The following is a 23790-nucleotide window of genomic DNA, read 5'->3' on the forward strand; positions in this document are numbered from 1 at the left end:
GCGCGATTGCGAAGCCGATACCCGGATGACTGAAAGCCCTTCGCGAAGGTAGATGACCATGAACCTTTTTGCCGATTTTGACGCACGAATCAAAAAAGCTCTCGAGACGATCGATCTCGTCAAAGCCAATCGCGATGCTGTCGATTTTGGCCGTATCACCGTGGAATCTCCACGCGATCCAAGCCATGGCGATGTCGCGACCAACGCGGCAATGGTGCTGGCCAAGCCGCTTGGCACGAACCCGCGCGCGCTGGCTGAGCTGATCGTGCCGGCACTTGAACAGGATGCCGATGTCGATAGCGTCAATGTGGCAGGCCCCGGCTTCATCAATATCCGCGTTTCGGTTGGCTACTGGCAGCGCCTCTTGGCTGGCATGATCTCGCAGGGTCTGGATTTTGGCCGGTCCACAGTCGGTACGGGCAAGAAAATTAACGTTGAGTATGTATCCGCCAATCCAACAGGTCCGATGCATGTCGGTCACTGCCGTGGTGCTGTCGTTGGCGATACGCTTGCAAATGTGCTTGCATTCGCGGGCTATGACGTCATCAAGGAATACTACATCAACGACGCCGGTTCGCAGATCGATGTTCTGGCGAAGTCAGTCTTCTTGCGTTACCGCGAAGCGCTAGGTGAGGATGTTGGCACCATCCCGCCAGGTCTTTATCCGGGCGATTATCTCGTTCCCGTCGGTCAGGCGCTTGCCAATGAGTTCGGTATCAAGCTGCGCGCCATGCCTGAGGAGCAGTGGTTGCCGATCGTCAAGGACAAGGCGATCGATGCAATGATGGCGATGATCCGTGAGGATCTGGCAGCTCTCAACGTCAAGCACGACGTCTTCTATTCCGAGCGGACCCTGCATGCTGGCAATGCCGGTCCCATTCTGTCTGCGATCAACGACCTCACCTTCAAGGGCCATGTCTACAAGGGCACGCTACCGCCGCCTAAGGGTGAGGTTTCCGAAGATTGGGAAGACCGCGAGCAGACGCTTTTCCGCTCCACCGAAGTTGGTGACGACATGGACCGTCCGCTGATGAAGTCGGACGGCACCTACACCTACTTTGCAGCCGATGTGGCGTACTTCAAGGATAAGTACGATCGCGGCTTCTCCGAGATGATCTACGTTCTGGGCGCAGACCATGGTGGTTACGTCAAGCGTCTGGAAGCGGTGGCGCGGGCGGTGTCGGAAGGCAAAGCGAAACTGACCGTTTTGCTGTGCCAGTTGGTCAAGCTTTTCCGTGATGGCGAGCCGGTGAAGATGTCGAAGCGCTCGGGCGATTTCGTTACATTGCGGGACGTCGTGGACGAAGTCGGACGCGATCCGGTGCGATTCATGATGCTTTATCGGAAGAACTCTGAGCCTTTGGACTTCGATTTTGCCAAGGTGACCGAGCAATCTAAAGACAATCCGGTATTTTATGTGCAATATGCTCATGCCCGTTGCAAGTCGGTTTTCCGGCAGGCGAACGAGGCGTTTCCGGGGTTGGATCTGGACGTTTCCGATTTCTCTTCCGGATCGGTTTTGATTAACGATGTCAATGAGTTGCAGTTGATCGCGAAGCTGGCGGAATATCCGCGTCTGATCGAGTCTGCGGCACAGAATCATGAGCCGCATCGCTTGGCATTTTACCTCTACGATCTGGCCAGTTCCTTCCATGGACACTGGAACAAAGGTAAAGATCAGCCGGAATTACGTTTTGTTAACGATAAAAACCGAGAATTGAGCGTTGCCAGACTAGGGCTGGTGAGTGCTGTCGCGAATGTGCTGAAGTCCGGATTGACGCTTTTGGGAGCGGACGCGCCTGACGAGATGCGATGACATCCTCACCATTATTTGCTCACAATACGCTGGCAAGTGCTGTGATGCGTAGATGGTGGAACACGTAATGGTCGAAAAAAATGTCGCGTTTAACCGAGACTCTCGGTCGCAGGAATTCGCTGACAACGATCCTCTGGCCCAATTGGCGCGACTTGGTGCGCAAGAGGATCGTCCTTCCCATGTCGCGCCGCCGGCCGCGCAGAGTGCTGCCGCGTCGTCTGTGCGTCGGGAACCCGAATTCAACCTCGAAGATGAGCTGCTTCGTGAGTTTGCCGTCTACGATGCGCCGCGTCATGAGCCCATCGCACTGGATGCTGCCAACGATGTTCGCTCACCCGTTCCAGCCAGCGAATTCATGCAGCGTGTGGAATCGGTTTTTTCCCGCCGCGAGCCGGAGCTAGAGCCGGTCGCGCAGCAGCTTCCCGTCGATCGCGAAGACTATCTTATTGCCGAGCATCACGCGTCCGCACCGCATTCAGATCTGAGAGACGATTTTAGCGACGATCCGCATTCGGTTGCTGCAGTTTTTGATGTTACGCGCCGCGATACGGTTACGCAGGTTGAAGAGCCTTCCCATGTGGCGCAAGCAGAGATCGCGGCGGCACCCATCGCCGCTGCGCCCGAGCCTCGTGCGTACGAACAGCCGGCTCAGCTACAGCAGCCCAATTGGGAGCTGATGGCCGAGACGTCCGGTGAAACTGCGATCGATCTCGCAAGCGAACTGGAGCTCTCCGTTTCGGACGACGTTTCTACGCCAGTTCAGCCAGCAGCTCCATCGTTGCGCAAATCTTCGCTCGACTTCTCGAGCCTGCGCCTTCCGCTGGCGAACTTCGGCGCTCCACGCGCAACCCCAGTTGCAGCCAAGCCTGCTACCGCTACTGCACCTGTCCTTGAATCTGCCAAGCCTGTTGCCGATGATGTTGTGATGCCTTCTCCTGCCGGACATAAGCTGTCGGCAATGGATGAACTCATTTCCGACGTGGCGCGCTATGAGATCAGCAATAAGAGCGTGAACGCTGCCGCACCTGTTGCGAGGATGGAGCCGGTTGCGACAGCAACGCCTGTATTGTCGTCTGTCGCGCCTGTCTTAAAAGCGCAGCCTGACGCACCGCCCGTGGCGCCGGTCCGTGCGGAACCTGTCTTCGAAACGCCCGTTGCAGCACCCAAGCCGGTCGCTTCACAGCAGGGTGTTGTTGCCACGCCTGCGTCTGTTGCACGCGCTGCTACTGCGCAGGTCGTCAAGCCGCCTGTTGCGCCAGCAGTAGAGACGCCGGTGGCCGATGAATTCGATGCCTTCAATGATGCCGATTTCGAGCTTGCGCTTGAGGATATCGATTTCGATATCGACCTCTCCGAAATCAGCAATATAGATGTTGCACCCGCACCTGTCGCCAAGCCAGTGGTCGCCAAGCCAGCGGTCGCTAAGCCGGCTGCCGTCCAGCCTGCACCAGTCGCTCAGCCGGCGCCTGTTATGCCGGCTGCCGTGGCACCTAAGCCGGTCGCGGCATCGAGCGTCACGACACCCGTTGCTACCCGTTTGCAGCCGCAGCCCGTGGTTGAACAGACGCGCTACGAGGAGCGCCGACCTCCGGCTCCGGCCGCTGTCGTTCCCGCCGCGTCTCTGGAAGGACTTCCTTTCGATCCGACGCAGATCGGTGAGACGGAGGATGCGCCTGAAACCATTACGGAGATGGACGTTCCCGAACTTCCCGTCGGCGTTTTCGAACCAAAACCTGTTGCCCGCCGTCATGAAGAGGATCTCGATCTCGACACCGAGCTTGCATCGCTCTTTGCAACGCCAACTTCAGGTGGTCTTGATCGCCACAAGAATGGCGCGCCTCGTCAGGTGCAGCAGGCTCAGCCAACGCCTGAAGAGGTGGATGAGTTCGAGCGTGCGCTGGAAGAAGATTTTCGCCGAAGCATGCAGGAAGCGGCGGAAGGCCGCGCCGGCTCGCAGTCTAGAGACGATGCGTCTCCCGCCGAGGTTCGCTATTCGGATGACAGCCGCGAGGGTGGCGCACGCCGCTGGTTCGTACCGGTGGCTGCTGCCGTCGGTCTTATCCTCATCGGTGGCGGCACTTACGCCTTGATCGGTGGTGGTGCGTCGCACTCCGGTTCAAATGGCGCGCCGGTGATCATCTCCGCCGATAGCGAGCCGACCAAGGTGGTTCCTGAAAATCCTGGTGGCCGTGTGGTCCCGAACCAGGACAAGGCGGTCTATGATCGCGTCGCCGGTGCTGCACCGTCAGATCCCAAGCAGCCATCGCTGATTTCGACCAACGAAGAACCTGTGGATGTCGTTCAGCGCACGCTGATCCCCGAACTTCCGATGGAAGACGAGGCCGACCAGATGCAGGGTGGTACATCCACGCCCGTCGGCGAAACCGAAGATCCGCGTCTGCTGTCTCGCAACGATAATGCGCAGGCTGCCGATAACGCCGGTCATGGCGGTGTGAATGTGTCTCCGCGCAAGGTGCGCACCATGATCGTCAAGCCGGACGGTACTCTTGTTGCTCAGGAAGTGCCTGCTCCAGCCACCGCAGCGCCGCAGCAGGACAAGGTTGAGCAACTGGCGGCGCCGACTGCCGGACAGGCTGCGGAAGACGCACCTGCAGTGGTTTCCGCATCGCGTGTTCCGGTTACGCCGGAGCAGCCCGCTTCGACGCAAACGACAGCACGCCCTGCCACTGCCCAGCCGTCGCAAACTGCGGCACCGCTGCCTGGCTCCCGCCCGGCCAGCCAGCCAGCCAACGTTGTCGCGACCGTGACGAGCCAGGGCAATGTTCGTCCGGCGTCTCAGCCGCAGGCTGCGCCGCAGGCGGCATCTACGCCAGCAGCCGCGACCAGCACGCCGTCTTCCGGTGGCTACTACATCCAGATCGCATCGCTGCCGAGCCAGGCAGAGGCGCAGAAGTCCTATCAGAACATGTCTGCGAAGTTCGGCTCCGTGATCGGTGGACGAGGTGTGGACATCAAGGCCGCGGAAATCGCCGGAAAGGGAACATTCTACCGCGTTCGTATTCCCGCTGGTGACAAGAACGAAGCTGCTGCATTGTGCGAACGCTTCCGCTCTGCCGGCGGCAGCTGCCTTATCGCGCGGTGAGAGCGACGCTTTAGTACTCGAAAGCCGGGACGGTCTTGCCGTCCCGGCTTTTTTTATAAGAATATCCCACGCTCCAACTCGACCTCATGCACAGGACCGACATCATGACCCAATCGAAAGCTATGATCCTTGGCTGTAGCGGCCTGACGCTGACCGCGGAGGAAATCGACCTTTACAAGGCAGAGCAACCTTGGGGCTTCATTCTTTTTGGTCGCAATATTGGTGATGCGCAGCAGATCACCGATCTGGTTGCCTCCATGCGTGATGCGGTGGGACGGCCCGACGCGCCCGTGCTGATAGATCAGGAGGGGGGACGCGTTCAGCGCATTCGTCCACCAATTCTCCAGTCTTATCCCAATGCACAGGCCCTCGGCGAGATCTACACGCGCGATCGGGATAAAGGTCTGCGTGCAGCATGGCTGATGTCGCGCCTGCATGCTTTCGACCTGACGCGCTTCGGCATTACCGTCGATTGCTTGCCCGTTCTCGATGTACCGGTGGAAGGCGCGAGCAACGTTATCGGTAACCGTGCATACGGGTTCGATCCGACGATGGTAACCGAAATGGGGCAGGCGGCCGCCGATGGTTTGAAAGCAGGTGGAATGCTGCCGGTCATGAAGCATATGCCAGGTCATGGACGCGGTATGGTAGATTCCCATCACGAACTGCCGGTCGTTGACGTTGCTCTCGACGATCTCGACACACATGATTTCGTACCCTTCCGTGCTCTCAATCAGGAACTGATGGGCATGAGCGCGCATCTCGTGTTCAAGGCAGTCGACCCCGAGCGTCCCGCAACCACGTCAAAGAAAGTCATCCAGGAAATCATTCGTGGGCGTATCGGCTTTGACGGACTGCTGATGTCCGACGACAGTTCGATGAATGCACTCAAAGGTACGCTCGGCGAACGTGCCGCCAATATTATTTCTGGCGGTTGCGATATGGTCTTGCATTGCAACGGCGTGATGAGTGAAATGCTGCAGGTCGTGAAGGAAGTTCCTGTCCTTTCGGGCCGGTCTCTCGAGCGTGCCAAAGCTGTGGAAATGGGCTTCCCGAAGCCGGACGATGCCGATGAGACAAGCTTGAGAGAAGAGTTCAACGCGATGCTTGCGGTTGCCTGATGCACCGCCGGCCGGAGCGTCAGCGAAAGGTCCGGCGAAGAGAACCATGGCAGCAGAAAAATCGCGCGGCAATACGCCGATGGACAAGCTCTGGCAGGATGTGAAGCCTGAGCGCGCAACAGGCGAGGCGGCATTGATGATCGATGTGGCGGGCTTTGAAGGCCCGCTCGATCTGCTTCTGCATCTTGCCCGCGTCCAGAAGGTCGATCTCTCCCGCATCTCGGTTCTGGCGCTGGCGGAGCAATATCTGCAATTTGTCGAAAGCGCCCGGCGGGTGCGTATCGAGCTTGCAGCCGATTATCTGGTCATGGCGGCGTGGCTCGCTTTTCTCAAGTCCAAGCTGCTCATCCCCCAGCAAAGCAAGGATGAAGGGCCGAGCGGCGAAGAAATGGCCGCGACCCTTGCTTTTAGGCTCAAGCGACTGGAGGCCATGCGCGACGCTGCCGAGAGGCTGGTGAACCGAGATCAGCTTGGGCGCGATATCTTCGCTCGTGGTGCGCCCGAGCATATCCCCCACCGTAGCCGCTCTGCGTTTGAGGCGAGCCTCTATGACCTCTTGAGCGCCTATGCAACGCTTCGCCAACGTCAGGCCATCACCCAGGTCACGATCGAGAAACGCCAAGTCTGGTCGCTTGTCGAGGCCCGTGAGTTGCTCACCTCGATGTTGGGTGAGATCGGAGAATGGACGGAACTTGATCGGTATCTCCTGCAATATGTGCCCGATCCCTCTATGCGCGCCACCGCCATTGCAAGCGCATTCGCAGCGTCGTTGGAACTTGTGCGGGACGGGTCACTGGAAATTCGCCAGGATGGCGCGTTTCAACCGATTTTCATGCGTAAAGGCTCGGTTAGAGCGAAGGAACGTTCTGAAAGGGCCGATGATGCCGAATGAAGCTGACCAAGAAAACGACGTCGCTGAAGACACAGCAGAGATTAGGGGCGGCTCGGTCTCGCAGCGTCTTGAAGCCGAGGCGGAACGCATTGCCGAAGCCTTGGTGTTCGCCTCGGCGCAACCCGTGTCGGAAGCGTTCATCGCTGAGCGTATCCCGCGCGGTGTCGATGTGCCACCTCTGATGAACCGGTTGAAGCAGGTTTACGCAACACGCGGCGTCAATCTTGTGCAGGTGGGCGGCAACTGGGCGTTTCGCACGGCTGGTGATCTGTCCTTCGTCATACATATCGATGAGAAGGAGCCGAAGAAGCTATCCCGGGCTGCTTTGGAAGTGCTTGCGATCATCGCTTATCATCAGCCTGTCACGCGCGCTGAAATCGAAGATATCCGCGGTGTCCAAACATCGCGTGGAACGCTGGACGTTTTGATGGAAGCAGGTTGGGTGCGTTTTCGCGGCCGTCGCCGCACGCCTGGGCGTCCGGTTACGATGGGAACGACCGTCGAATTTCTCGATCATTTCGGCCTCGAGGAGTTGCGAGACCTTCCGGGTCTCGATGAACTGAAGGGCGCAGGCCTCTTGTCCGGTCGCGTTCCTCCGAATTTCGGAATTCCGATTCCCTCCATGAGCGACGAACTGACCGAGGACGAAGACCCGATCACGCAGCTCGATCTAGAGGAGCTTGGCCTGCTTGCACCGAGTGGCGGCGATCCAGATGATTGATTTTGTTGCAACAGCATAGTGATCACGCAGATGTGTCGACGTGCTGTGGCATCACAGCATTTGCGGTTCGCTTACTTTGTTGAATAGCCATTTTGTCGTTTGAAAAAGCCCTGCAAACGTCTTACATCGTTGCAAAGCAAAATTCAGGGAGTTTGCGTCATGGGTTCTTTTAGTGTTTGGCACTGGCTGATCGTTCTGGTGATTGTGCTAGTGCTTTTCGGCCGGGGCAAAATTCCCGAATTGATGGGTGACGTGGCCAAGGGCATCAAGAGCTTCAAGAAAGGCATGGCCGATGACGATGCCACACCTCCGCCTTCCGATACCAACGTCAATGCCAAGACGGTTGATCATAAGGCTGACGAGATCAAGTAATTGACGCGGGGTGGGACGGAAACGTCGTCACCCTGGTCTTCGCGCCTTGAGGATCATGGCGCGTCGGTGCGCGTGTCGGGAGCTTTTTGATGTTTGATATCGGCTGGAGCGAGTTGCTGGTGATCGCGATCGTCCTGATCGTGGTTGTTGGCCCGAAAGACTTGCCACCCATGATCCGTGCCTTTGGCAAGACGATGGCCGGTTTCCGCAAGATGGCGGGGGATTTCCGCGCTCAGTTCGATGAGGCCATGAAAGAGGCCGACATGGACGATGTGCGCCAGACGATCGCCGATGTCCGCAATCTCAACCCGACCAATTCTCTGCGCGATGCGATGAACCCGCTGCGCCAGCTCGGCAATGACATCCGCTCCGACCTGCAGAATGCTGCAACGCCACCATCTGGACCTGCAACCAGCGCTCCGGCCGATGCACCTGCGGTTACGCTGTCCGAGCCCGAAATGAGGTTGCCGGATACGCCGCCTTCCGCCCTGTATCCTGCGACAGCATCCGGCACCACCAGTTCGATCGCCACAGATGCAACGGTGACCGCGAATTCCATCGCCGAGAAGCCCAAGCGCAATCGGAAGGCATCCGCCAAGTCTGCTCAGGAAGTCGAGGCGGAAACGGTTGCCGCAAAACCGAAACGTGCGTCTCGCACCATAGCCGCCATGGCTGATGCAAAGAAGCCGAAGGTTGCCTCCATCGCTGAAATGGAAGCCGAACCCGCCATTACACCTGCACTTACAGAGATGGCTGCAACGGCGGCAAAATCGAAAACGACAAGGACCGTAACGCCGAAGAAGCAGAGCGTCACAAAGGCGAAAATCGAAAGCGCCAGATCCGATGACGTTGCCGCAGAAACGCCGTTGAAAAAGACCCGGACCGTCAAGGCCAAGAAGGATGAAGCATGAGTGAGGATACCGAGGATAAGCCGCAGCCGCTTATCGAACACCTCATGGAACTGCGCACCCGGCTTATCTGGTCGCTCGGCGCGTTTTTCATCGCTTTCCTTGCGTGCTTCGCAATTGCCAAGCATCTCTTCAATCTACTCGTTATTCCGTACAAGTGGGCGGTCATCTGGGCCGGTCTGGATGTTGCGAAATCCTCGCTGATCTACACGGCTCCGCAGGAATTTTTCTTCACCCAGATCAAGGTCGCCATGTTCGGAGCCATGGTGATTTCCTTTCCGGTGGTTGCGTCACAGCTCTACAAGTTCGTGGCACCCGGCCTCTACAAGAATGAGCGCGCGGCCTTTTTGCCGTTCCTTATCGCTTCTCCACTGCTGTTCCTCCTCGGCGCCGCTCTCGTTTATTTCTTCTTCACGCCCATGGTGATGTGGTTCTTCCTTGCCATGCAGCAATTGCCGCAAGATGGCGAGGTGGCTATTTCGCTGATGCCGAAGGTGTCTGAGTATCTGAGCCTCATCATGACGCTCGTCCTCTCCTTTGGGCTTGTGTTCCAGTTACCGGTCGTCACCACGCTTCTGGCACGCGTTGGATTGCTGACAAGCGACTGGCTGAGAGAAAAGCGCAAGTTTGCGATCGTTGCCGCGTTCATCGTTGCTGCCGTTCTGACACCGCCCGATCCCATGTCCCAGATCGGTCTTGCCTTGCCAGCGATCCTTCTCTACGAGGTTTCAATCTATATGGCTCGACTCGTGGAGAAGAAGCGCGCTGCCGAAGTTGCTGGACGGGAGCTTGAAGGCCCCGAAGAGGTCTAACGGTTCTCGAACGCTTTTCTCCAGACGCCGGGTCATTTGTCCCGGCGTTTTGTTTTCCAACAAGCCAAGACGCAAAAACCACGGTCTGGAACGACGATGCACGATATTAAATGGATACGCGAAAACCCTGAAGCCTTCGATGCTGCGCTTGCCAAGCGCGGAGCCGAACCTCAGTCCGCGGGCCTGATTGCGCTCGACGAGAAGCGCCGCTCCGTCATCCAGACCTTGCAGGACATGCAGTCTCGCCGAAATGCCGCCTCGAAGGAGATCGGCGCTGCCATGGCGCAGAAGAACGCTGAATTGGCTGAGAAGCTGAAGGCCGAGGTCGCTGACATCAAGGACAGCATGCCGAAGCTGGAAGAGGAAGACCGTCAGGTTACCGGTCAGCTCAACGATGCCCTCTCGCGCATTCCCAATATCCCGCTGGACGGTGTACCGGTCGGCAAGGATGAGAACGACAATGTCGTGACGCGCGTCGTTGGCCAGAAACCCGGTTGGAACCACCAGGCGAGGGAGCATTTCGAGATCGGTGAAGCCCTGGGCTACATGGATTTCGATCGTGCTGCCAAGCTTTCGGGCTCTCGCTTCACCGTGCTGACCAGCCAGATTGCCCGGCTGGAGCGTGCGCTCGGTCAGTTCATGATTGACCTGCACACCAGCGAACACGGTTATACGGAAGTTTCGTCGCCGCTTATGGTGCGTGCTGAAACGCTGTATGGAACGGGCAATCTGCCAAAGTTCGAGGAAGACCTGTTCAAGACGACGGACGGACGATACCTCATTCCGACCGCGGAAGTGACGCTGACCAATTTGGTTGCCGGTGAAATTCTCGAACAGGAAAAGCTACCGCTTCGTTTCACGGCGTTGACGCCTTCTTTCCGCTCGGAGGCAGGTTCCGCCGGTCGCGACACCCGCGGCATGCTGCGCCAGCATCAGTTCTGGAAGTGCGAACTTGTGTCGATTACCGATGCTGAAAGCTCGATTGAAGAGCATGAGCGCATGACGGCATGTGCCGAAGAAGTGCTGAAGCGTCTTGGCATGCATTTCCGCACGATGACGCTCTGCACCGGTGATATGGGCTTCGGCGCGCGCAAGACCTACGATCTCGAGGTTTGGCTGCCCGGCCAGAACACCTATCGTGAAATTTCCTCCTGCTCCCTCTGCGGCGATTTCCAGGCACGACGCATGGATGCGCGCTATCGCGGCAAGGGCGACAAGGCCACGACGTTCGTTCACACATTGAACGGCTCGGGTACCGCCGTCGGACGTTGCCTGATCGCGGTTCTGGAAAACTATCTGAACGAAGATGGCTCGGTCACCATTCCGGACGTTTTGCTGCCTTACATGGGCGGTTTGAAGCGAATCGAGAAGGCAGCCTGAGTTCTGAATTCTGCTCTCCGCGTCACCGGCGCGGAAAGTCACCTCTGCCATGAGGAGTGTACCCGCTAGGCTTGCCTTCCGGTTGAGCGGTTGCTGGTGCGGTGGTGGCACGGGACGAAGCAACGAGGGAGAAGATCATGCGGATTTTACTGACGAATGATGATGGCATCCACGCGGAGGGTCTGGCAGCGCTGGAGCGCATCGCCCGCACGCTGTCTGACGATGTGTGGATCGTTGCGCCGGAAACCGATCAGAGCGGTCTTGCCCATTCCCTGACGCTCTCCGAGCCGCTTCGCTTGCGCAAGATATCGGACAAGCATTACGCGGTACGCGGCACGCCGACCGATTGCGTTATCATGGGCATCCGTGAAGTTCTTCCCGGTAAGCCAGATCTGGTTCTCTCCGGTGTCAATTCCGGCGCCAATATGGCCGACGACGTGACCTATTCGGGAACGATCGCGGGTGCGATCGAAGGCACGCTTCAGGGTGTCCGCTCTTTCGCGCTGAGCCAAGCCTACGCCTATACGGGTACAGCCGAGCGGGTCGTTCCCTGGGAGGTTGCCGAATCTTACGCGCCGGATCTCATTCGCAAGTTGAGCAAGGTCGATCTACCGGATGGTACCTTTCTCAATCTCAACTTCCCAAACTGCGCACCCGAAGACGTCCAAGGTGTCAGCGTAACGGGACAAGGCAAGCTCGACTTTGGCTTGATGGTGGAGGAGCGCCATGATGGCCGTGGTCTACCCTATTACTGGCTGCGTTTCGGCGAACGCCTCGGTACCTTCATGGAGGGCACCGATATCCATGCCGTCAAGCACAACAAGATTTCGGTAACACCCCTCAAGCTTGACCTTACCGACTACTCGGTCAAGGATCGGATCGCCAAGGCACTTGGATTCGGAGCAAACGATTGAAATCGCCCATGGTGGAGAAAGAAGGCTTCGCTGCGCTTGTCCTCAGACTGCGGGCCGCGGGCATTTCCGACCTCGATCTTCTGACGGCGGTCGAGCAGACGCCACGCTCTCTCTTCGTTCCGGCGCCTCTCGCCGCAGACGCCTATTGCAGCCGCACAATCCCCATCGACTGCGGAGCCTTCATGGAAGGCGCCGATATGGCGGTGAAGATCATCGCCCGGCTCCAGGTGAAGCCCGGCCAGCGTGTGCTTGAAATCGGCACGGGTAGCGGCTTCATGACCGCGGTCCTTGGGCGACGTGCGGAACGTGTACTCTCCGTGGAGCGATACAAAACGCTGGTTCAAGCGGCACAGAATCGGATGGACGATCTCAGCATCCGCAATGTGGTCATCCGTCAGGCCGATGGTTCGAACGGTCTTGTGGGTGAGGGAACCTTCGATCGGATCGTTTCCACCGCCGCCTTTTCCGCCATGCCGCGCTTCTTCACTGAACAGATCGTGTCCGGCGGTATGATGATTGCCCCGATCATACTTGAAGATGGACGCTGCGTGATGACCCGCTTTTCAAAGACCGGCAGTCGCTTCGAGCGCGAAGAGCTTTTTGAAACACCCTTCCTGCCAATCGAATCCCACATCGCAACCTATCTTTAGAGCCTGTCGCGTCGGACTGTGCAGCGGTTTTGTGGTCACGTCATGCGATAAAGACATATGAGCGAAGCTTAAGGTCACGACGCGCCCAGATGGCTTCAAAGTGGCTAAAAAAAGAGCCGGCTTACACCGGCTCCCGATGATCTTTGACCTGTCTTGCTGCACTTACCCGAAGAGCGCGAAGCTGCTCTTCAGGGTAACCCATACACCCCACAGGAGCGGGAGGCCGACTGCGGCCCAGGCGAGAGCCGCCTTACCATCGAAACCGCCTTTGCCGATGCCGAAGGAGCCTGTCGGGCCGGCATTGGCCGCCGCGGTCTTTGCCTGAAGCGAGGCGACTTCCTCGTCTGACATGAACCACTTGTCGGAGAGTGGCTTGACGAAGGCGTTGGCGATGAGGCCGAGCGCCAGCATGCCGGCTAGGATGTACATCGTGCTGGTGTAGAGAGCAGGGCCCGGTGCGACACCAGCGGCGATCTGTGCCTCACGGATGTAGTTGACCACGACGGGACCAACGATACCAGCCGTTGCCCAAGCCGTCAGCAGGCGACCATGGATGGCGCCGACAAACTGTGTGCCGAAGATATCCGCGAGATAGGCCGGGATGGTGGCGAAACCACCGCCATACATGGACAGGATGATGCCGAAGGCAAGGACGAAGAGAGCCTTCGAGCCCATCAGCGCAAGCGTCGGTGCAAGCGCATAAAGCACAATGCCAAGAATAAAGAAGCAGAAGTAAGTGTTCTTTCTGCCAATCTTGTCTGACATCGAGGCCCAGAAGAAACGGCCGCCAATGTTGAAGAGCGATAAAAGCCCGGTGAAGCCTGCTGCGATCGCCGCAATCTGTGCCTTTTGCGCTGCATCGAGGTCTGCGAAGGCGACACCTGGCGCTCCGATGAGAGAACCGGCAAAGATTTCCTGCAGCATGGGGGAAGCCATGCCAATCACGCCAATGCCCGCAGAAACGTTGAGGCAAAGAACCGCCCAGATCAGCCAGAACTGCTTGGTTTTGTGGGCGTCACGCAGATGCACGTGGCGCGTGGTAATCATCGCGCTCTTGGAAGCAGGCGGCGTCCAGCCTTCCGGGCGCCAGCCAGCGGGTGGGATGCGGTATCCAAAAGCACCGGCCATCATAAAGACGAAGTAGATCAGCGCCATGACGACGAAGGTCTGCCAGACGCCAACGGTCGTATCGGTCTTGAAATGGCCCATCAGCAGGTTGGCGAGTGGAGCGCCGATCATCGCGCCGCCGCCAAATCCCATGATGGCCATGCCCGTCGCCATGCCGCGCCTGTCCGGGAACCATTTGATCAGCGTCGATACGGGCGAAATATAGCCAAGCCCGAGGCCCACGCCACCGATGACACCTGCACCGAGCCACATCAACCACAACTGATGGGTCATGACACCGATCGCCGCGACGAGAATACCGCCGCACCAGCAGCACGCGGAAACGAAGCCGGCTTTGCGCGGGCCGACACGCTCCAGCCAACCGCCCCAGATGGCCGCAGAGCAGCCCAAGAGAACGAAGAACAGAGTGTAAATCCACCCAAGATCTGCCACGCGCCAGTTACAGGCAGTCGTGAAGAGGGCACCGATCAGCGTCAAGCTCGAGCAGCTTGGATCTGTGGCGGGAAGAGCCTTCGACAAAGGGAGCCAGAATACGCTGAAGCCGTAGGCCATACCGATGCACAGGTGAATGGCCAGTGCGGCGGGCGGAACCAGCCAACGATTGAATCCGGGTTTGGCGATGATTCGCTCTCGATCGAGAAGACCGGTCCCCGCCATGCCTCCTCCGCTTACGCCTGTAACTGCCATCGACAATACCTCCCTCTTGGAATGTCAGGACTACTCTAATGATTGTCGCTCAAATGCAATGAGCGACCATCAATGAATTGAAAATCTGTGAGAAATCGGAGAGCCGGTGGCCTCCATTTGTTTTTCAACGGCATTGTGACAGTAGGTGGACCCGGTGACGATGCCCTTCACTCTCATGCTCCACTTGGTGGAATGCTGGGCTCCGACAGCGACTCTCCCGCCACTACTCCCTTTCCGCCCGGCGCGCCCTTTGCAGCATCTGAACCAAGTCCGACTGCCTGCGACGTCGGATCTTCCGGACGCTTGATCTGTTTGGCTGCGGTCAAAACCAGCGGCAGAAATCCTTCGTGGCTGCCATCGATCATCTCGAAGAAACGCCGCCGCATGCGCGGCTCCCAGAATTTGTTGATATGAGTGGCGACACCGTCCACCTGCACGTCCTGTGGCTGCGAGAGGAAGAAGGTGGCAATCTGGTTCGCCATGCGAACGAGTTTTTCATCTGTGTGACTAAGCGACATGACTGGTCTCCCCCGATGCCAGACGATCGGGTCTGGTAAACACTTCAAATTCATCGCCGCGTGCAATGCCGATGAGGCTGATCCCGGATCCGTCTGCTGTCTCAATGGCGAGCGCCGTCGGCGCCGAAATCGCGACCAGAACGGGGCAGCCGAGGAGAGCCGTTTTCTGAACCATCTCCACGGAAAGACGACTCGTAACCACTACAATACCTTCGAGTGCAGACAGCCCCGATCGAAGGATCGCGCCAGACAGCTTGTCCAGAGCATTGTGCCGCCCGACATCCTCACGAATGGCGACAATGCCGCCTTCCGGTCGGTAAAAACCCGCGCCGTGGACGGCGCGAGTCTCGCGATTGAGGCTCTGCCCGTCTGCCAGCATGCGGATGGCCTCGCTGACCTGTCGCGGCTGCCAGCGCGATGCTGGGTCGTTTACCGTTCTGACAGAGCGGGTTGCCTGGTCGATCGACTCAATGCCGCACAAGCCACAGCCTACTGGTCCCGCCATACGCCTACGGCGCGCCACAAGCGCATCGGCAGTCGCGTCCCGCAACGTGATCTGCACGTCGATCCCGCGCCCAGCCTCGACTAGCTCCACCTCCAGAATATCCTGCGCCGAGGTTATGATCTCTTCGGCCAGCGAGAAGCCATATGCGAAGTCGACAAGATCCGCAGGCGTTGCCATCATCACGGCGTGCGTGGAGCCGCCGTAGGAAAAAGCGATCGGCACTTCTTCCGGAACAATGCGGTGACCCGCCTCGATCCGTCCCTGCCGGAAGCGCCACTCTTCGATCGTTCTGCTGGGGGTTCGCTGCATCCCCCGTCCTACTCCGCAGCGTCCAGTTTCGCAACGATACGGCGGGACTGGCGGGACAGCTCTTCATATTCCTCCTGCCATTGCGTCGGACCGTTAGAGGGCGAGACCTGGACCGCCGTTACCTTGTACTCCGGACAGTTGGTTGCCCAGTCGGAGAAGTCGGTGGTGATGACATTAGCCTGAGTGTCGGGGTGATGGAACGTCGTATAGACCACACCCGGCGACACACGATCGGTGATCAGCGCGCGCAGCGTCGTATCGCCCGACCGGCTTGCAAGCTTGATCCAGTCACCATCGTTGATGCCGCGCTGCTCCGCATCATGCGGGTGGATTTCCAGCCGGTCTTCTTCGTGCCAGACGACGTTCTCGGTCCGCCGTGTCTGCGCACCGACATTGTACTGCGACAGGATGCGGCCCGTTGTCAGCAGCAGCGGGAAGCGTGGCCCTGTGCGCTCGTCGGTCGCCACATATTCCGTGCGGATGAACTTGCCCTTACCGCGCACGAAGCCATCGATGTGCATGATGGGCGAGCCGAGCGGGAATTTTTCGTTGCAAGGCCACTGAACGGAGCCGTTCTTCTCAAGATAATCATAGGACACGCGCGCAAAGCTTGGCGTCGTCGCCGCGATTTCATCCATGATCTGAGACGGATCAGTATAATTCCAGTCCAGCCCCATCGCCTGCGCGAGCTTCTGCGTCACTTCCCAGTCCGAATAGCCGTTCTTCGGGCTCATGACCTTGCGCACGCGGTTGATGCGGCGTTCGGCATTGGTGAAGGTGCCGTCTTTTTCAAGGAACGTCGATCCTGGCAGGAAGACATGCGCGTAGTTGGCGGTTTCGTTCAGGAACAGATCATGCACCACAACGCATTCCATGGCCGCCAGTCCCGCAGATACGTGCTTGGTATCCGGGTCCGACTGGAGGATGTCTTCGCCCTGCACATAGAGGCCCTTGAAGGTGCCTTCGACAGCGGCATCCAGCATGTTTGGAATACGCAGACCGGGTTCGTTATTGAGCGTGACACCCCATAGTTTCTCGAAGATTTCGCGCGTCGCGTCATCAGAAATGTGCCGATAGCCCGGCAGCTCATGCGGGAAGGAGCCCATATCGCATGAACCTTGAACGTTGTTTTGACCGCGTAGCGGGTTCACGCCAACGCCCGGACGACCGATGTTGCCGGTCGCCATTGCAAGGTTTGCAATCGCCATGACAGTGGTGGAGCCCTGGCTGTGCTCGGTTACGCCCAGCCCGTAATAGATTGCGCCGTTGCCACCGCGCGCATAAAGCCGTGCCGCGCCGCGCAGGTCAGCCGCCGGAACGCCGGTGAATTTCTCGGTCTCTTCCGGGCTATGCTGCTCTTCGGAAACGAAAGAAGCCCAGTCCTCGAATTCGGACCAGTCACACCGCTCGCGAATGAAGGCTTCGTCGAACAGCCCTTCGGTGACGATGACATGCGCAAGCGATGTCAAAACTGCGACATTGGTGCCGGGCTTCAGCGGCAGATGAAAGGCGGCTTCCACATGCGGCGTACGTACCAGATCGATACGACGCGGATCGATAACGATCAGCTTGGCACCCTGGCGCAGCCGTTTCTTCAGGCGCGAGCCGAATACCGGGTGTCCATCCGTGGGGTTCGCGCCGATGACGAGCACCACGTCGGAATGCTCGACGCTGTCGAAATTCTGCGTGCCAGCAGAGGTGCCAAAGGCCTGACCGAGGCCGTAACCGGTTGGCGAATGGCAGACGCGGGCACAGGTATCGACGTTGTTGTTGCCGAAGCCAGCGCGGATCAGCTTCTGAACCAGATAGGTTTCTTCATTGGTGCAGCGAGAAGAGGTGATGCCGCCAATCGATTCCTTGCCATACTGGTTTTGGATGCGACGGAATTCGGATGCGACATGCGCATACGCCTCTTCCCAGGTGACTTCGCGCCAGGGATCGGAGATTTTCTCGCGGATCATGGGATTAAGGATGCGATCCTTATGGCTGGCGTAACCATAGGCAAATCGACCCTTGACGCAGGAATGGCCACGGTTTGCCTGGCCATCCTTCCACGGCACCATGCGGACGAGCTCTTCGCCGCGCATTTCTGCCTTGAAGGAGCAGCCGACGCCACAATAGGCGCAGGTGGTGACCACGGAATGTTCCGGCTGACCGATGGCGATCACCGACTTTTCGGTCAGTGTCGCGGTCGGACAGGCCTGCACGCAGGCGCCGCAAGAAACGCAGTCGGAATCGAGGAAGGCTTCATGCGCGCCGGCTGAAACGCGGCTGTCGAAGCCACGGCCTTCGATCGTCAGCGCGAAGGTTCCCTGCACGTCTTCGCAGGCGCGAACGCAACGCGAGCAGACGATACATTTCGACGGGTCATAGGTGAAGTAGGGGTTAGACTCGTCCTTCGGCATCCATTGCGCGTTGATCGCTCCATCGGTCGAACGAGCCTTGACGTGGTTGTCGCCCTCATAGCCGTAGCGCACATCGCGAAGGCCGACAGCGCCTGCCATATCCTGCAATTCGCAATCGCCATTGGCAGCGCAGGTGAGGCAGTCCAGCGGGTGGTCGGAGATGTAAAGCTCCATCACTCCCTTGCGGATCTGCTTCAGCCGCTCCGTCTGGGTGTGGACGACGAGGCCTGGCGCAACCGGCGTGGTGCAGGAGGCGGGGGTGCCGTTTCGGCCCTCCACCTCGATCAGACAGAGACGGCAGGAGCCGAAAGCATCCACCATATCTGTGGCGCAGAGTTTGGGCACCTGAATGCCTGCTTCCATGGAAGCGCGCATGATGGAGGTGCCAGCGGGCACAGTAATCTCTCGGCCATCGATGGTGAGCGTCACCATTTCGGTGGATTTGGAAGCCGGTGTGCCGTAGTCGATTTCTGGAACGAGGGTCATGGTATCACTCCGCCGCTTCAACAAGTGGGGTGGGTGCGAAATCCTCCGGGAAGTGCGTCATCGCACTCATCACCGGATATGGGGTGAAGCCGCCCAGCGCGCAAAGCGAGCCAAACTTCATGGTGTTGCAGAGATCCGCCAGAAGCTGGCGGTTCTTTTCGGGCTCAATCCCTTGCGCGATCTTATCGGCAGTTTCGACACCGCGTGTCGAGCCTATGCGACAAGGCGTGCATTTCCCGCAACTCTCGACCGCGCAGAATTCCATCGCGAACCGCGCCTGATTGAGCATGTCGACACTTTCGTCGAAAACGACGATCCCCGCGTGCCCGATCAGGCCGCCAGCGGCGGTGAAGGCCTCATAGTCAAAGACCGTGTCGAAAAGCGATGGCGGAAAATAAGCCCCGAGCGGGCCGCCCACCTGGACTGCCTTGACCGGACGACCGGAGAGAGTTCCGCCACCGATATCGTTGACGAGCTGGCCGAGCGTCATGCCAAAGGCGGTTTCGTAGAGGCCGCCATGTTTCAGGTTTCCGGCAAGCTGGATCGGGATTGTGCCATGAGACCGGCCAACGCCGTAATCGCGATAGAACTGTGCACCGCGAGCCATGATCACCGGAATGGACGCCAGCGACATGACGTTGTTGACGACGGTGGGTTTGCCGAACAGTCCTTGAAGCGCAGGCAGCGGCGGCTTGGCACGGACGATGCCGCGCTTTCCTTCCAGACTGTTCAGAAGCGAGGTTTCCTCGCCGCAGACATAGGCACCCGCACCCATGCGAACTTCAAGGTCGAACGCATACGTCGAGCCCATCACGCAAGCGCCGAGAATACCGGCATTACGGGCGATGCGGATCGCCTCTTCCATGACAGCGATTGCATGCGGATATTCCGAGCGCGTGTAGATATAGCCTTTGGTGGCACCCACCGCGATACCGGCGATCGCCATGCCCTCGATGAGAACGAAGGGGTCGCCTTCCATAATCATCCGGTCGGCGAAGGTGCCGCTATCGCCCTCATCCGCGTTGCAGACGATGTATTTTTGATCGGCAGCGGCGTCCGCGACCGTTTTCCATTTGATGCCTGTCGGAAAGCCAGCGCCACCGCGTCCGCGCAAACCGCTGTCAGTGACCTGCCGGACGATATCCGCAGGCGCCATCGCAACGGCCTTTTCCAGTCCCTGAAGGCCGCCATGCTGGCGATAATCATCCAGAGACAAAGGATCGGTGATGCCGCAACGGGCGAAGGTCAGCCTCGTCTGGCTTTTCAGAAATGGCATTTCTTCTGTGAGGCCGTGGCAACGCGCATGTGCACCTCCCGCCAGGAAGCCCGCGTCGAACAAAGAAGGAACGTCGGATGGCTTGATTGGCCCATAGGCCACGCGGCCCTGGTCAGTCTCTACCTCGACAAGTACTTCCAGCCAGAGCATGCCGCGTGAGCCATTACGCACGACGCGGATCGAAGTGCCGCGGGAGGCTGCTTCACGCTCGATGGCTGCTGCGACCTTGTCGGCGCCGACGGCGAGAGCCGCTGCATCGCGGGGAACGAAGACGGTGATGCTCATTTGCTAACCCCCGCCACGATGTCGTCCAGGCAGTGTTCGTCCAATCGCCCATGAAGTTCGCCATCCAGCATGGCTGCGGGAGCAGAGGCGCAGAGCCCTAGACAGAAGACCGGTTCCAGCGTGACCGAGCCGTCAGGTGCAGTCTCATGCCAGTCGAGGCCGAGCTTTGCCCTCGCCCGTTCGGCGAGCCGGTCGCCGCCCATGGACTGACAGGCTTCGGCGCGACAGAGCTTCAAGCTGTGACGTCCTGCCGGTTGATCGCGGAAATCGTGGTAGAAGGTAACGACGCCATGGACCTCGGCGCGCGACACATTCAGCGCGGAAGCGATCAACTGCTTGGCGCTTTCTGGAATATAGCCGAACTCCGCCTGCACATGATGCAGGATAGGCAGCATGGGCCCTTCCAAGTGACGACAGTGATCGATGATCTCTGATATCCGGCTTGCCTCAGTGGCGGCAACCGCTCGAATGTTCATGGTCAGTCCTCCCAAACCGACGCAAGATTGGCGAAACCTCAAATTCTGCCAACCCACGCTTTCGGTAAACGACGACCGAAAGCAAATGCGCAAGCCGTTAAATTGGCTCTCGTCAAAGATGACGAAATTGACGGGATCAGGTCAATAACGCCTTCGCGTCGATCGATAGAAAATTTCTATCAAAGGCGGATGCCGCAGCGCGCGACCTTGCTTCGTGCAGGAGCGCTGAGACAAGGGGGGTGTGCGGTTCCCGATGGGTCGCTACGAGGCCCACAAGATGCTCGGCATCCGGCTCGGAAATCGGAATCATTCTGATTTGTTCAGGAAAGCCGAATGATTCCGCTACGTTACGTGGCATGATCGAGGCCCATTTGCCTGTTCGTATGTGAGAAAAGAGAACGATCATTGAATTGGATTCGAGCGTTGGCTTCACCGGAGCGCCGGCTTCCGCCATGTGCTGATTGATAATGCGGCGGTTCTGCATGTCCGAGGTCAATAGGCAAAGCCGAAGGTCCGATACCTCTTTCCAGGTCACGACTTCGCGATCCGCCAAGGGTGTGCCAGCAGCGGTGATCAGGTGATAGCGTTCTGAATAGAGAGGAACCGTCGTCACGCGACCAAGTGGCTCATTATCGAGATAGGTGATTCCCGCATCTATATCGAGATTTTCAAGCTGGCTGAGAACCTGCAAGGAGGTACGGGAGGTCACCGAGAAGGTGACGTCCGGATGCCGCGCTTGAAAAGGTTCCGTCAACCTCGGGACCATGGCCAGCGCAGTAGGGATGACGGCAATCCTAATATGTCCAGCAAGACCTTTTCTTGCTGCCCGCATTTCTTCACGCATGGTGCGTGTATCGCCAACGATCCTTCGCGCCCACTCGAGAACGCGCTGGCCCTCCGGTGTCAGGCCTTGGTAGCGCGACCCGCGTACGACGAGAACGACGCCGAGATGATCCTCAAGCTGTCGGATCGCTGCTGAAAGCGTCGGCTGCGAAATCCCGCATTCTTCCGCGGCCCGTCCGAAGTGCCCGGCTCGGGCAAGCGCGATGAAAAATTCCAGCTTGTCGATCATGATCGCTCCTCCTTCAGCCGCGCTGCGGGGATTTGGCGTGGACGATGGCCCGTCGTCAACTGGCGATGGGTGGAGGAACCCGCCTTGTCGTCACCGGTATCATTGGCGGAAGCAAGGCCGTGTTTTCGATGCGCCCATTCCGTCATGGTTATCGAAGTGTCAAAAAATATGCGAAGTGCTTAACGTTTTAACGGCGTGGTAACACTAACGCGCTTTAATCATCTCCATCGACGCATGGTTTTTCCGTTTCGGAAGAGGGGCCTTGCAGAGTTTGTTGAGCCGGATCGATTCCGATGCGGCGTTTGCGTCAGTGTAGATCGAGTCATGCGTATGAGTCATTCGCCTAAAATCGGAAAATCAATCGCAAAGATGTTCGCAGCGGCATTGCTGGCAAGCGTCGCAACGGGTTGCAGCTCGGATGCGACACGCTTCTCCGGACTCTTTTCCAGCAACAATACGGACCAGATGACGACCGCGTCCATTCCCCAGCGAAACGGTGCTGGTGCCTATGGCCAAGCCCCCGTTCCACAGGGCGATATGAATGGCGGTGGTTATGCAACCGCACCGCAGGGCGGTTATGGAAGCCAGAACGCAGCCACCAATCAGCCCTATCCGGCTGCCAATGGCGGTTACGGTTCGGTTCAGCCATCGGTGGCCCGCGCAGCATCGTCCGCCGCGCCGGTTCAGCGCGCTGAGCTTTCAGCCCCATCTTCAGCAGCAGGCCGTGATCCGGCCACGAGAACCGAAGCCATGGCGCAGCCATTGCCGTCTGCAACCGCAAACCGTGCGCCATCCATGGCATCGGCACGCGTACCGGCCAATAATGGCGCCGACACGCTTTCAACAGGAACCGTCAAGCGCGATAGCAACGGCTGGCATACCGAGGGAGCGTCTTCCGTCACGCTCAACTCCGGTGAAACCATCGCCACGCTTTCCAGACGCTATGGCGTTCCGGAAAAGGCGCTACTCGACGCAAACGGTCTTAAGACGGCATCGGCCGCACGTCCCGGTCAGTCGATTGTCATTCCACGCTTCGGTCAGCCACGCAACGCTGCGCGCGCTGCGTCCGACAACATTGATCTGAGCAAGAACAACGCACCGGCTCCGGCTCGTGGTCCTGAGCAGAATGTTGCGGTTCTGCCGGCGCAGACGGCGGCGCGCGACAAGGCTTCGGCTGAAAGCGGCAAGCTGACACCTCCAGGCGGCAAGGGACTGCCGCCAACCGGTGGCTATAAGGTCAAGCCGGGCGACAGCATTGCCAAGATTGCCCGCGAAAACGGCGTCTCCGTTGCCGATCTGAAGGCTGCCAACAACATGGCAGACGGCAATATCCGCATCGGTCAGACACTGACGATTCCAGCTGCCGGAACGGATGGCATCAAAACCGCTTCGGTCAAGCCACATGAAACTGCGCCTGCAGCGGCTGCAAAGGCTGTCGAAACGCCAGTTGCCAAGACAGAAGCGCCAAAGGCGCCGGCTGCCGAAGCAAGTGTCAGCGATGTCGAGAAGAAGTCCGATGTCGCTTCGATTGCACCGGAGTCTACAGGCATTGGCAAGTACCGCTGGCCGGTTCGCGGTGCCGTCATCTCCGGCTTCGGCGAAAATGTCGATGGCAATCGTAATGACGGCATCAACATTTCCGTGCCCGAAGGTACGCCGATCAAGGCTGCCGAAAACGGTGTGGTCATCTATGCCGGCAACGGACTGAAGCAGCTCGGCAACACGGTTCTGGTTCGCCACGACGACGGCAAGGTGACGGTGTACGGCAACGCCGCAAACCTCGACGTTCAGCGCGGCCAGAAGGTCCAGCGTGGCCAGACCATCGCGACGTCGGGCATGACTGGCAGCGCCAAGCGTCCACAGGTTCACTTCGAAGTCCGCAAGGATGCAACGCCGGTGAACCCGTCCTCTTTCCTTGAATAGTGTAATGTGCGTATCAAGGTAACAGGAAAAG

At 58.7% G+C, this 23790-nt stretch carries 19 protein-coding genes; 12 read left to right on the forward strand and 7 right to left on the reverse strand.

The annotated features are described in order from the left end of the window. Positions 1-58: 58 nt before the first annotated feature. The 11 genes from argS (at position 59) to QZ862_RS06570 (ending at position 12689) form a co-directional block, all read left to right on the forward strand. Positions 59-1816 carry an arginine--tRNA ligase gene (gene argS / locus QZ862_RS06520; protein WP_296098343.1) on the forward strand — a complete coding sequence of 586 codons (1758 nt, stop codon included), beginning with the start codon at positions 59-61 and terminating at the stop codon, positions 1814-1816. Between the two features lie 67 nt (positions 1817-1883). Next, positions 1884-4919: an SPOR domain-containing protein gene (locus QZ862_RS06525; protein ID WP_296098345.1), complete on the forward strand. Its 3036-nt coding sequence runs from the start codon at positions 1884-1886 to the stop codon at positions 4917-4919. 104 nt (positions 4920-5023) lie between these two features. After that, on the forward strand, positions 5024-6040 hold the full coding sequence (gene nagZ, locus QZ862_RS06530; protein ID WP_296098347.1) for a beta-N-acetylhexosaminidase: 1017 nt from the start codon (positions 5024-5026) through the stop codon (positions 6038-6040). 46 nt (positions 6041-6086) lie between these two features. After that, positions 6087-6932, forward strand: coding sequence for a ScpA family protein (locus tag QZ862_RS06535; RefSeq protein WP_296039462.1), 846 nt, complete (start codon positions 6087-6089; stop codon positions 6930-6932). Then, positions 6922-7653, forward strand: coding sequence for an SMC-Scp complex subunit ScpB (scpB, locus tag QZ862_RS06540; protein ID WP_296022155.1), 732 nt, complete (start codon positions 6922-6924; stop codon positions 7651-7653). The genes QZ862_RS06535 and scpB overlap by 11 nt, the downstream gene beginning before the upstream one ends. Before the next feature lie 159 nt (positions 7654-7812). Next, entirely contained in the window at positions 7813-8025 is a 213-nt protein-coding gene (locus QZ862_RS06545) for a twin-arginine translocase TatA/TatE family subunit (protein WP_296021926.1), read from the forward strand. An 89-nt stretch (positions 8026-8114) separates the two neighbouring features. Further along, positions 8115-8936 carry a Sec-independent protein translocase protein TatB gene (gene tatB, locus QZ862_RS06550; protein ID WP_296098350.1) on the forward strand — a complete coding sequence of 274 codons (822 nt, stop codon included), beginning with the start codon at positions 8115-8117 and terminating at the stop codon, positions 8934-8936. Then, positions 8933-9745: a twin-arginine translocase subunit TatC gene (tatC, locus tag QZ862_RS06555; protein ID WP_296021930.1), complete on the forward strand. Its 813-nt coding sequence runs from the start codon at positions 8933-8935 to the stop codon at positions 9743-9745. The genes tatB and tatC overlap by 4 nt, the downstream gene beginning before the upstream one ends. A 96-nt stretch (positions 9746-9841) precedes the next feature. Then, positions 9842-11125 (forward strand): serine--tRNA ligase, encoded by a 1284-nt coding sequence (gene serS, locus QZ862_RS06560; RefSeq protein WP_296098352.1) that lies wholly within the window; start codon positions 9842-9844, stop codon positions 11123-11125. A gap of 137 nt (positions 11126-11262) precedes the next feature. Further along, complete coding sequence (surE, locus tag QZ862_RS06565; RefSeq protein ID WP_296098355.1) at positions 11263-12039, forward strand: 5'/3'-nucleotidase SurE; 777 nt, start codon at positions 11263-11265, stop codon at positions 12037-12039. Beyond that, on the forward strand, positions 12036-12689 hold the full coding sequence (locus tag QZ862_RS06570) for a protein-L-isoaspartate(D-aspartate) O-methyltransferase (RefSeq protein ID WP_296098357.1): 654 nt from the start codon (positions 12036-12038) through the stop codon (positions 12687-12689). The genes surE and QZ862_RS06570 overlap by 4 nt, the downstream gene beginning before the upstream one ends. Before the next feature lie 162 nt (positions 12690-12851). Here the strand turns inward: QZ862_RS06570 and QZ862_RS06575 are convergent, their stop codons facing one another. The 7 genes from QZ862_RS06575 to QZ862_RS06605 all read right to left on the reverse strand — a co-directional run bounded on the left by QZ862_RS06575 (position 12852) and on the right by QZ862_RS06605 (position 21836). After that, positions 12852-14504 (reverse strand): OFA family MFS transporter, encoded by a 1653-nt coding sequence (locus tag QZ862_RS06575; protein WP_296098359.1) that lies wholly within the window; start codon positions 14502-14504, stop codon positions 12852-12854. A gap of 173 nt (positions 14505-14677) precedes the next feature. Next, the gene (locus QZ862_RS06580) at positions 14678-15022 is read right to left on the reverse strand and encodes a formate dehydrogenase subunit delta (protein WP_296098360.1); all 345 of its coding nucleotides are present in this window, start codon (positions 15020-15022) and stop codon (positions 14678-14680) included. Then, positions 15012-15836 (reverse strand): formate dehydrogenase accessory sulfurtransferase FdhD, encoded by an 825-nt coding sequence (gene fdhD / locus QZ862_RS06585; protein WP_296098363.1) that lies wholly within the window; start codon positions 15834-15836, stop codon positions 15012-15014. The genes QZ862_RS06580 and fdhD overlap by 11 nt, the downstream gene beginning before the upstream one ends. A gap of 8 nt (positions 15837-15844) precedes the next feature. Further along, entirely contained in the window at positions 15845-18727 is a 2883-nt protein-coding gene (gene fdhF / locus QZ862_RS06590; protein WP_296098364.1) for a formate dehydrogenase subunit alpha, read from the reverse strand. Between the two features lie 4 nt (positions 18728-18731). Then, positions 18732-20288 carry an NADH-quinone oxidoreductase subunit NuoF gene (locus QZ862_RS06595; RefSeq protein ID WP_296098366.1) on the reverse strand — a complete coding sequence of 519 codons (1557 nt, stop codon included), beginning with the start codon at positions 20286-20288 and terminating at the stop codon, positions 18732-18734. Then, positions 20285-20764 carry a formate dehydrogenase subunit gamma gene (locus QZ862_RS06600; RefSeq protein ID WP_296098368.1) on the reverse strand — a complete coding sequence of 160 codons (480 nt, stop codon included), beginning with the start codon at positions 20762-20764 and terminating at the stop codon, positions 20285-20287. The genes QZ862_RS06595 and QZ862_RS06600 overlap by 4 nt, the downstream gene beginning before the upstream one ends. Before the next feature lie 136 nt (positions 20765-20900). Next, the gene (locus QZ862_RS06605) at positions 20901-21836 is read right to left on the reverse strand and encodes a LysR family transcriptional regulator (protein ID WP_296021953.1); all 936 of its coding nucleotides are present in this window, start codon (positions 21834-21836) and stop codon (positions 20901-20903) included. 369 nt (positions 21837-22205) lie between these two features. On the opposite strand from QZ862_RS06605, the gene QZ862_RS06610 reads away from it, so the two are divergent. Further along, positions 22206-23759 carry a peptidoglycan DD-metalloendopeptidase family protein gene (locus tag QZ862_RS06610; protein WP_296098585.1) on the forward strand — a complete coding sequence of 518 codons (1554 nt, stop codon included), beginning with the start codon at positions 22206-22208 and terminating at the stop codon, positions 23757-23759. The last annotated feature ends 31 nt before the right edge of the window (positions 23760-23790 follow it).

Source organism: uncultured Agrobacterium sp. (assembly GCA_913777615.1).
Lineage (GTDB): Bacteria > Pseudomonadota > Alphaproteobacteria > Rhizobiales > Rhizobiaceae > Agrobacterium.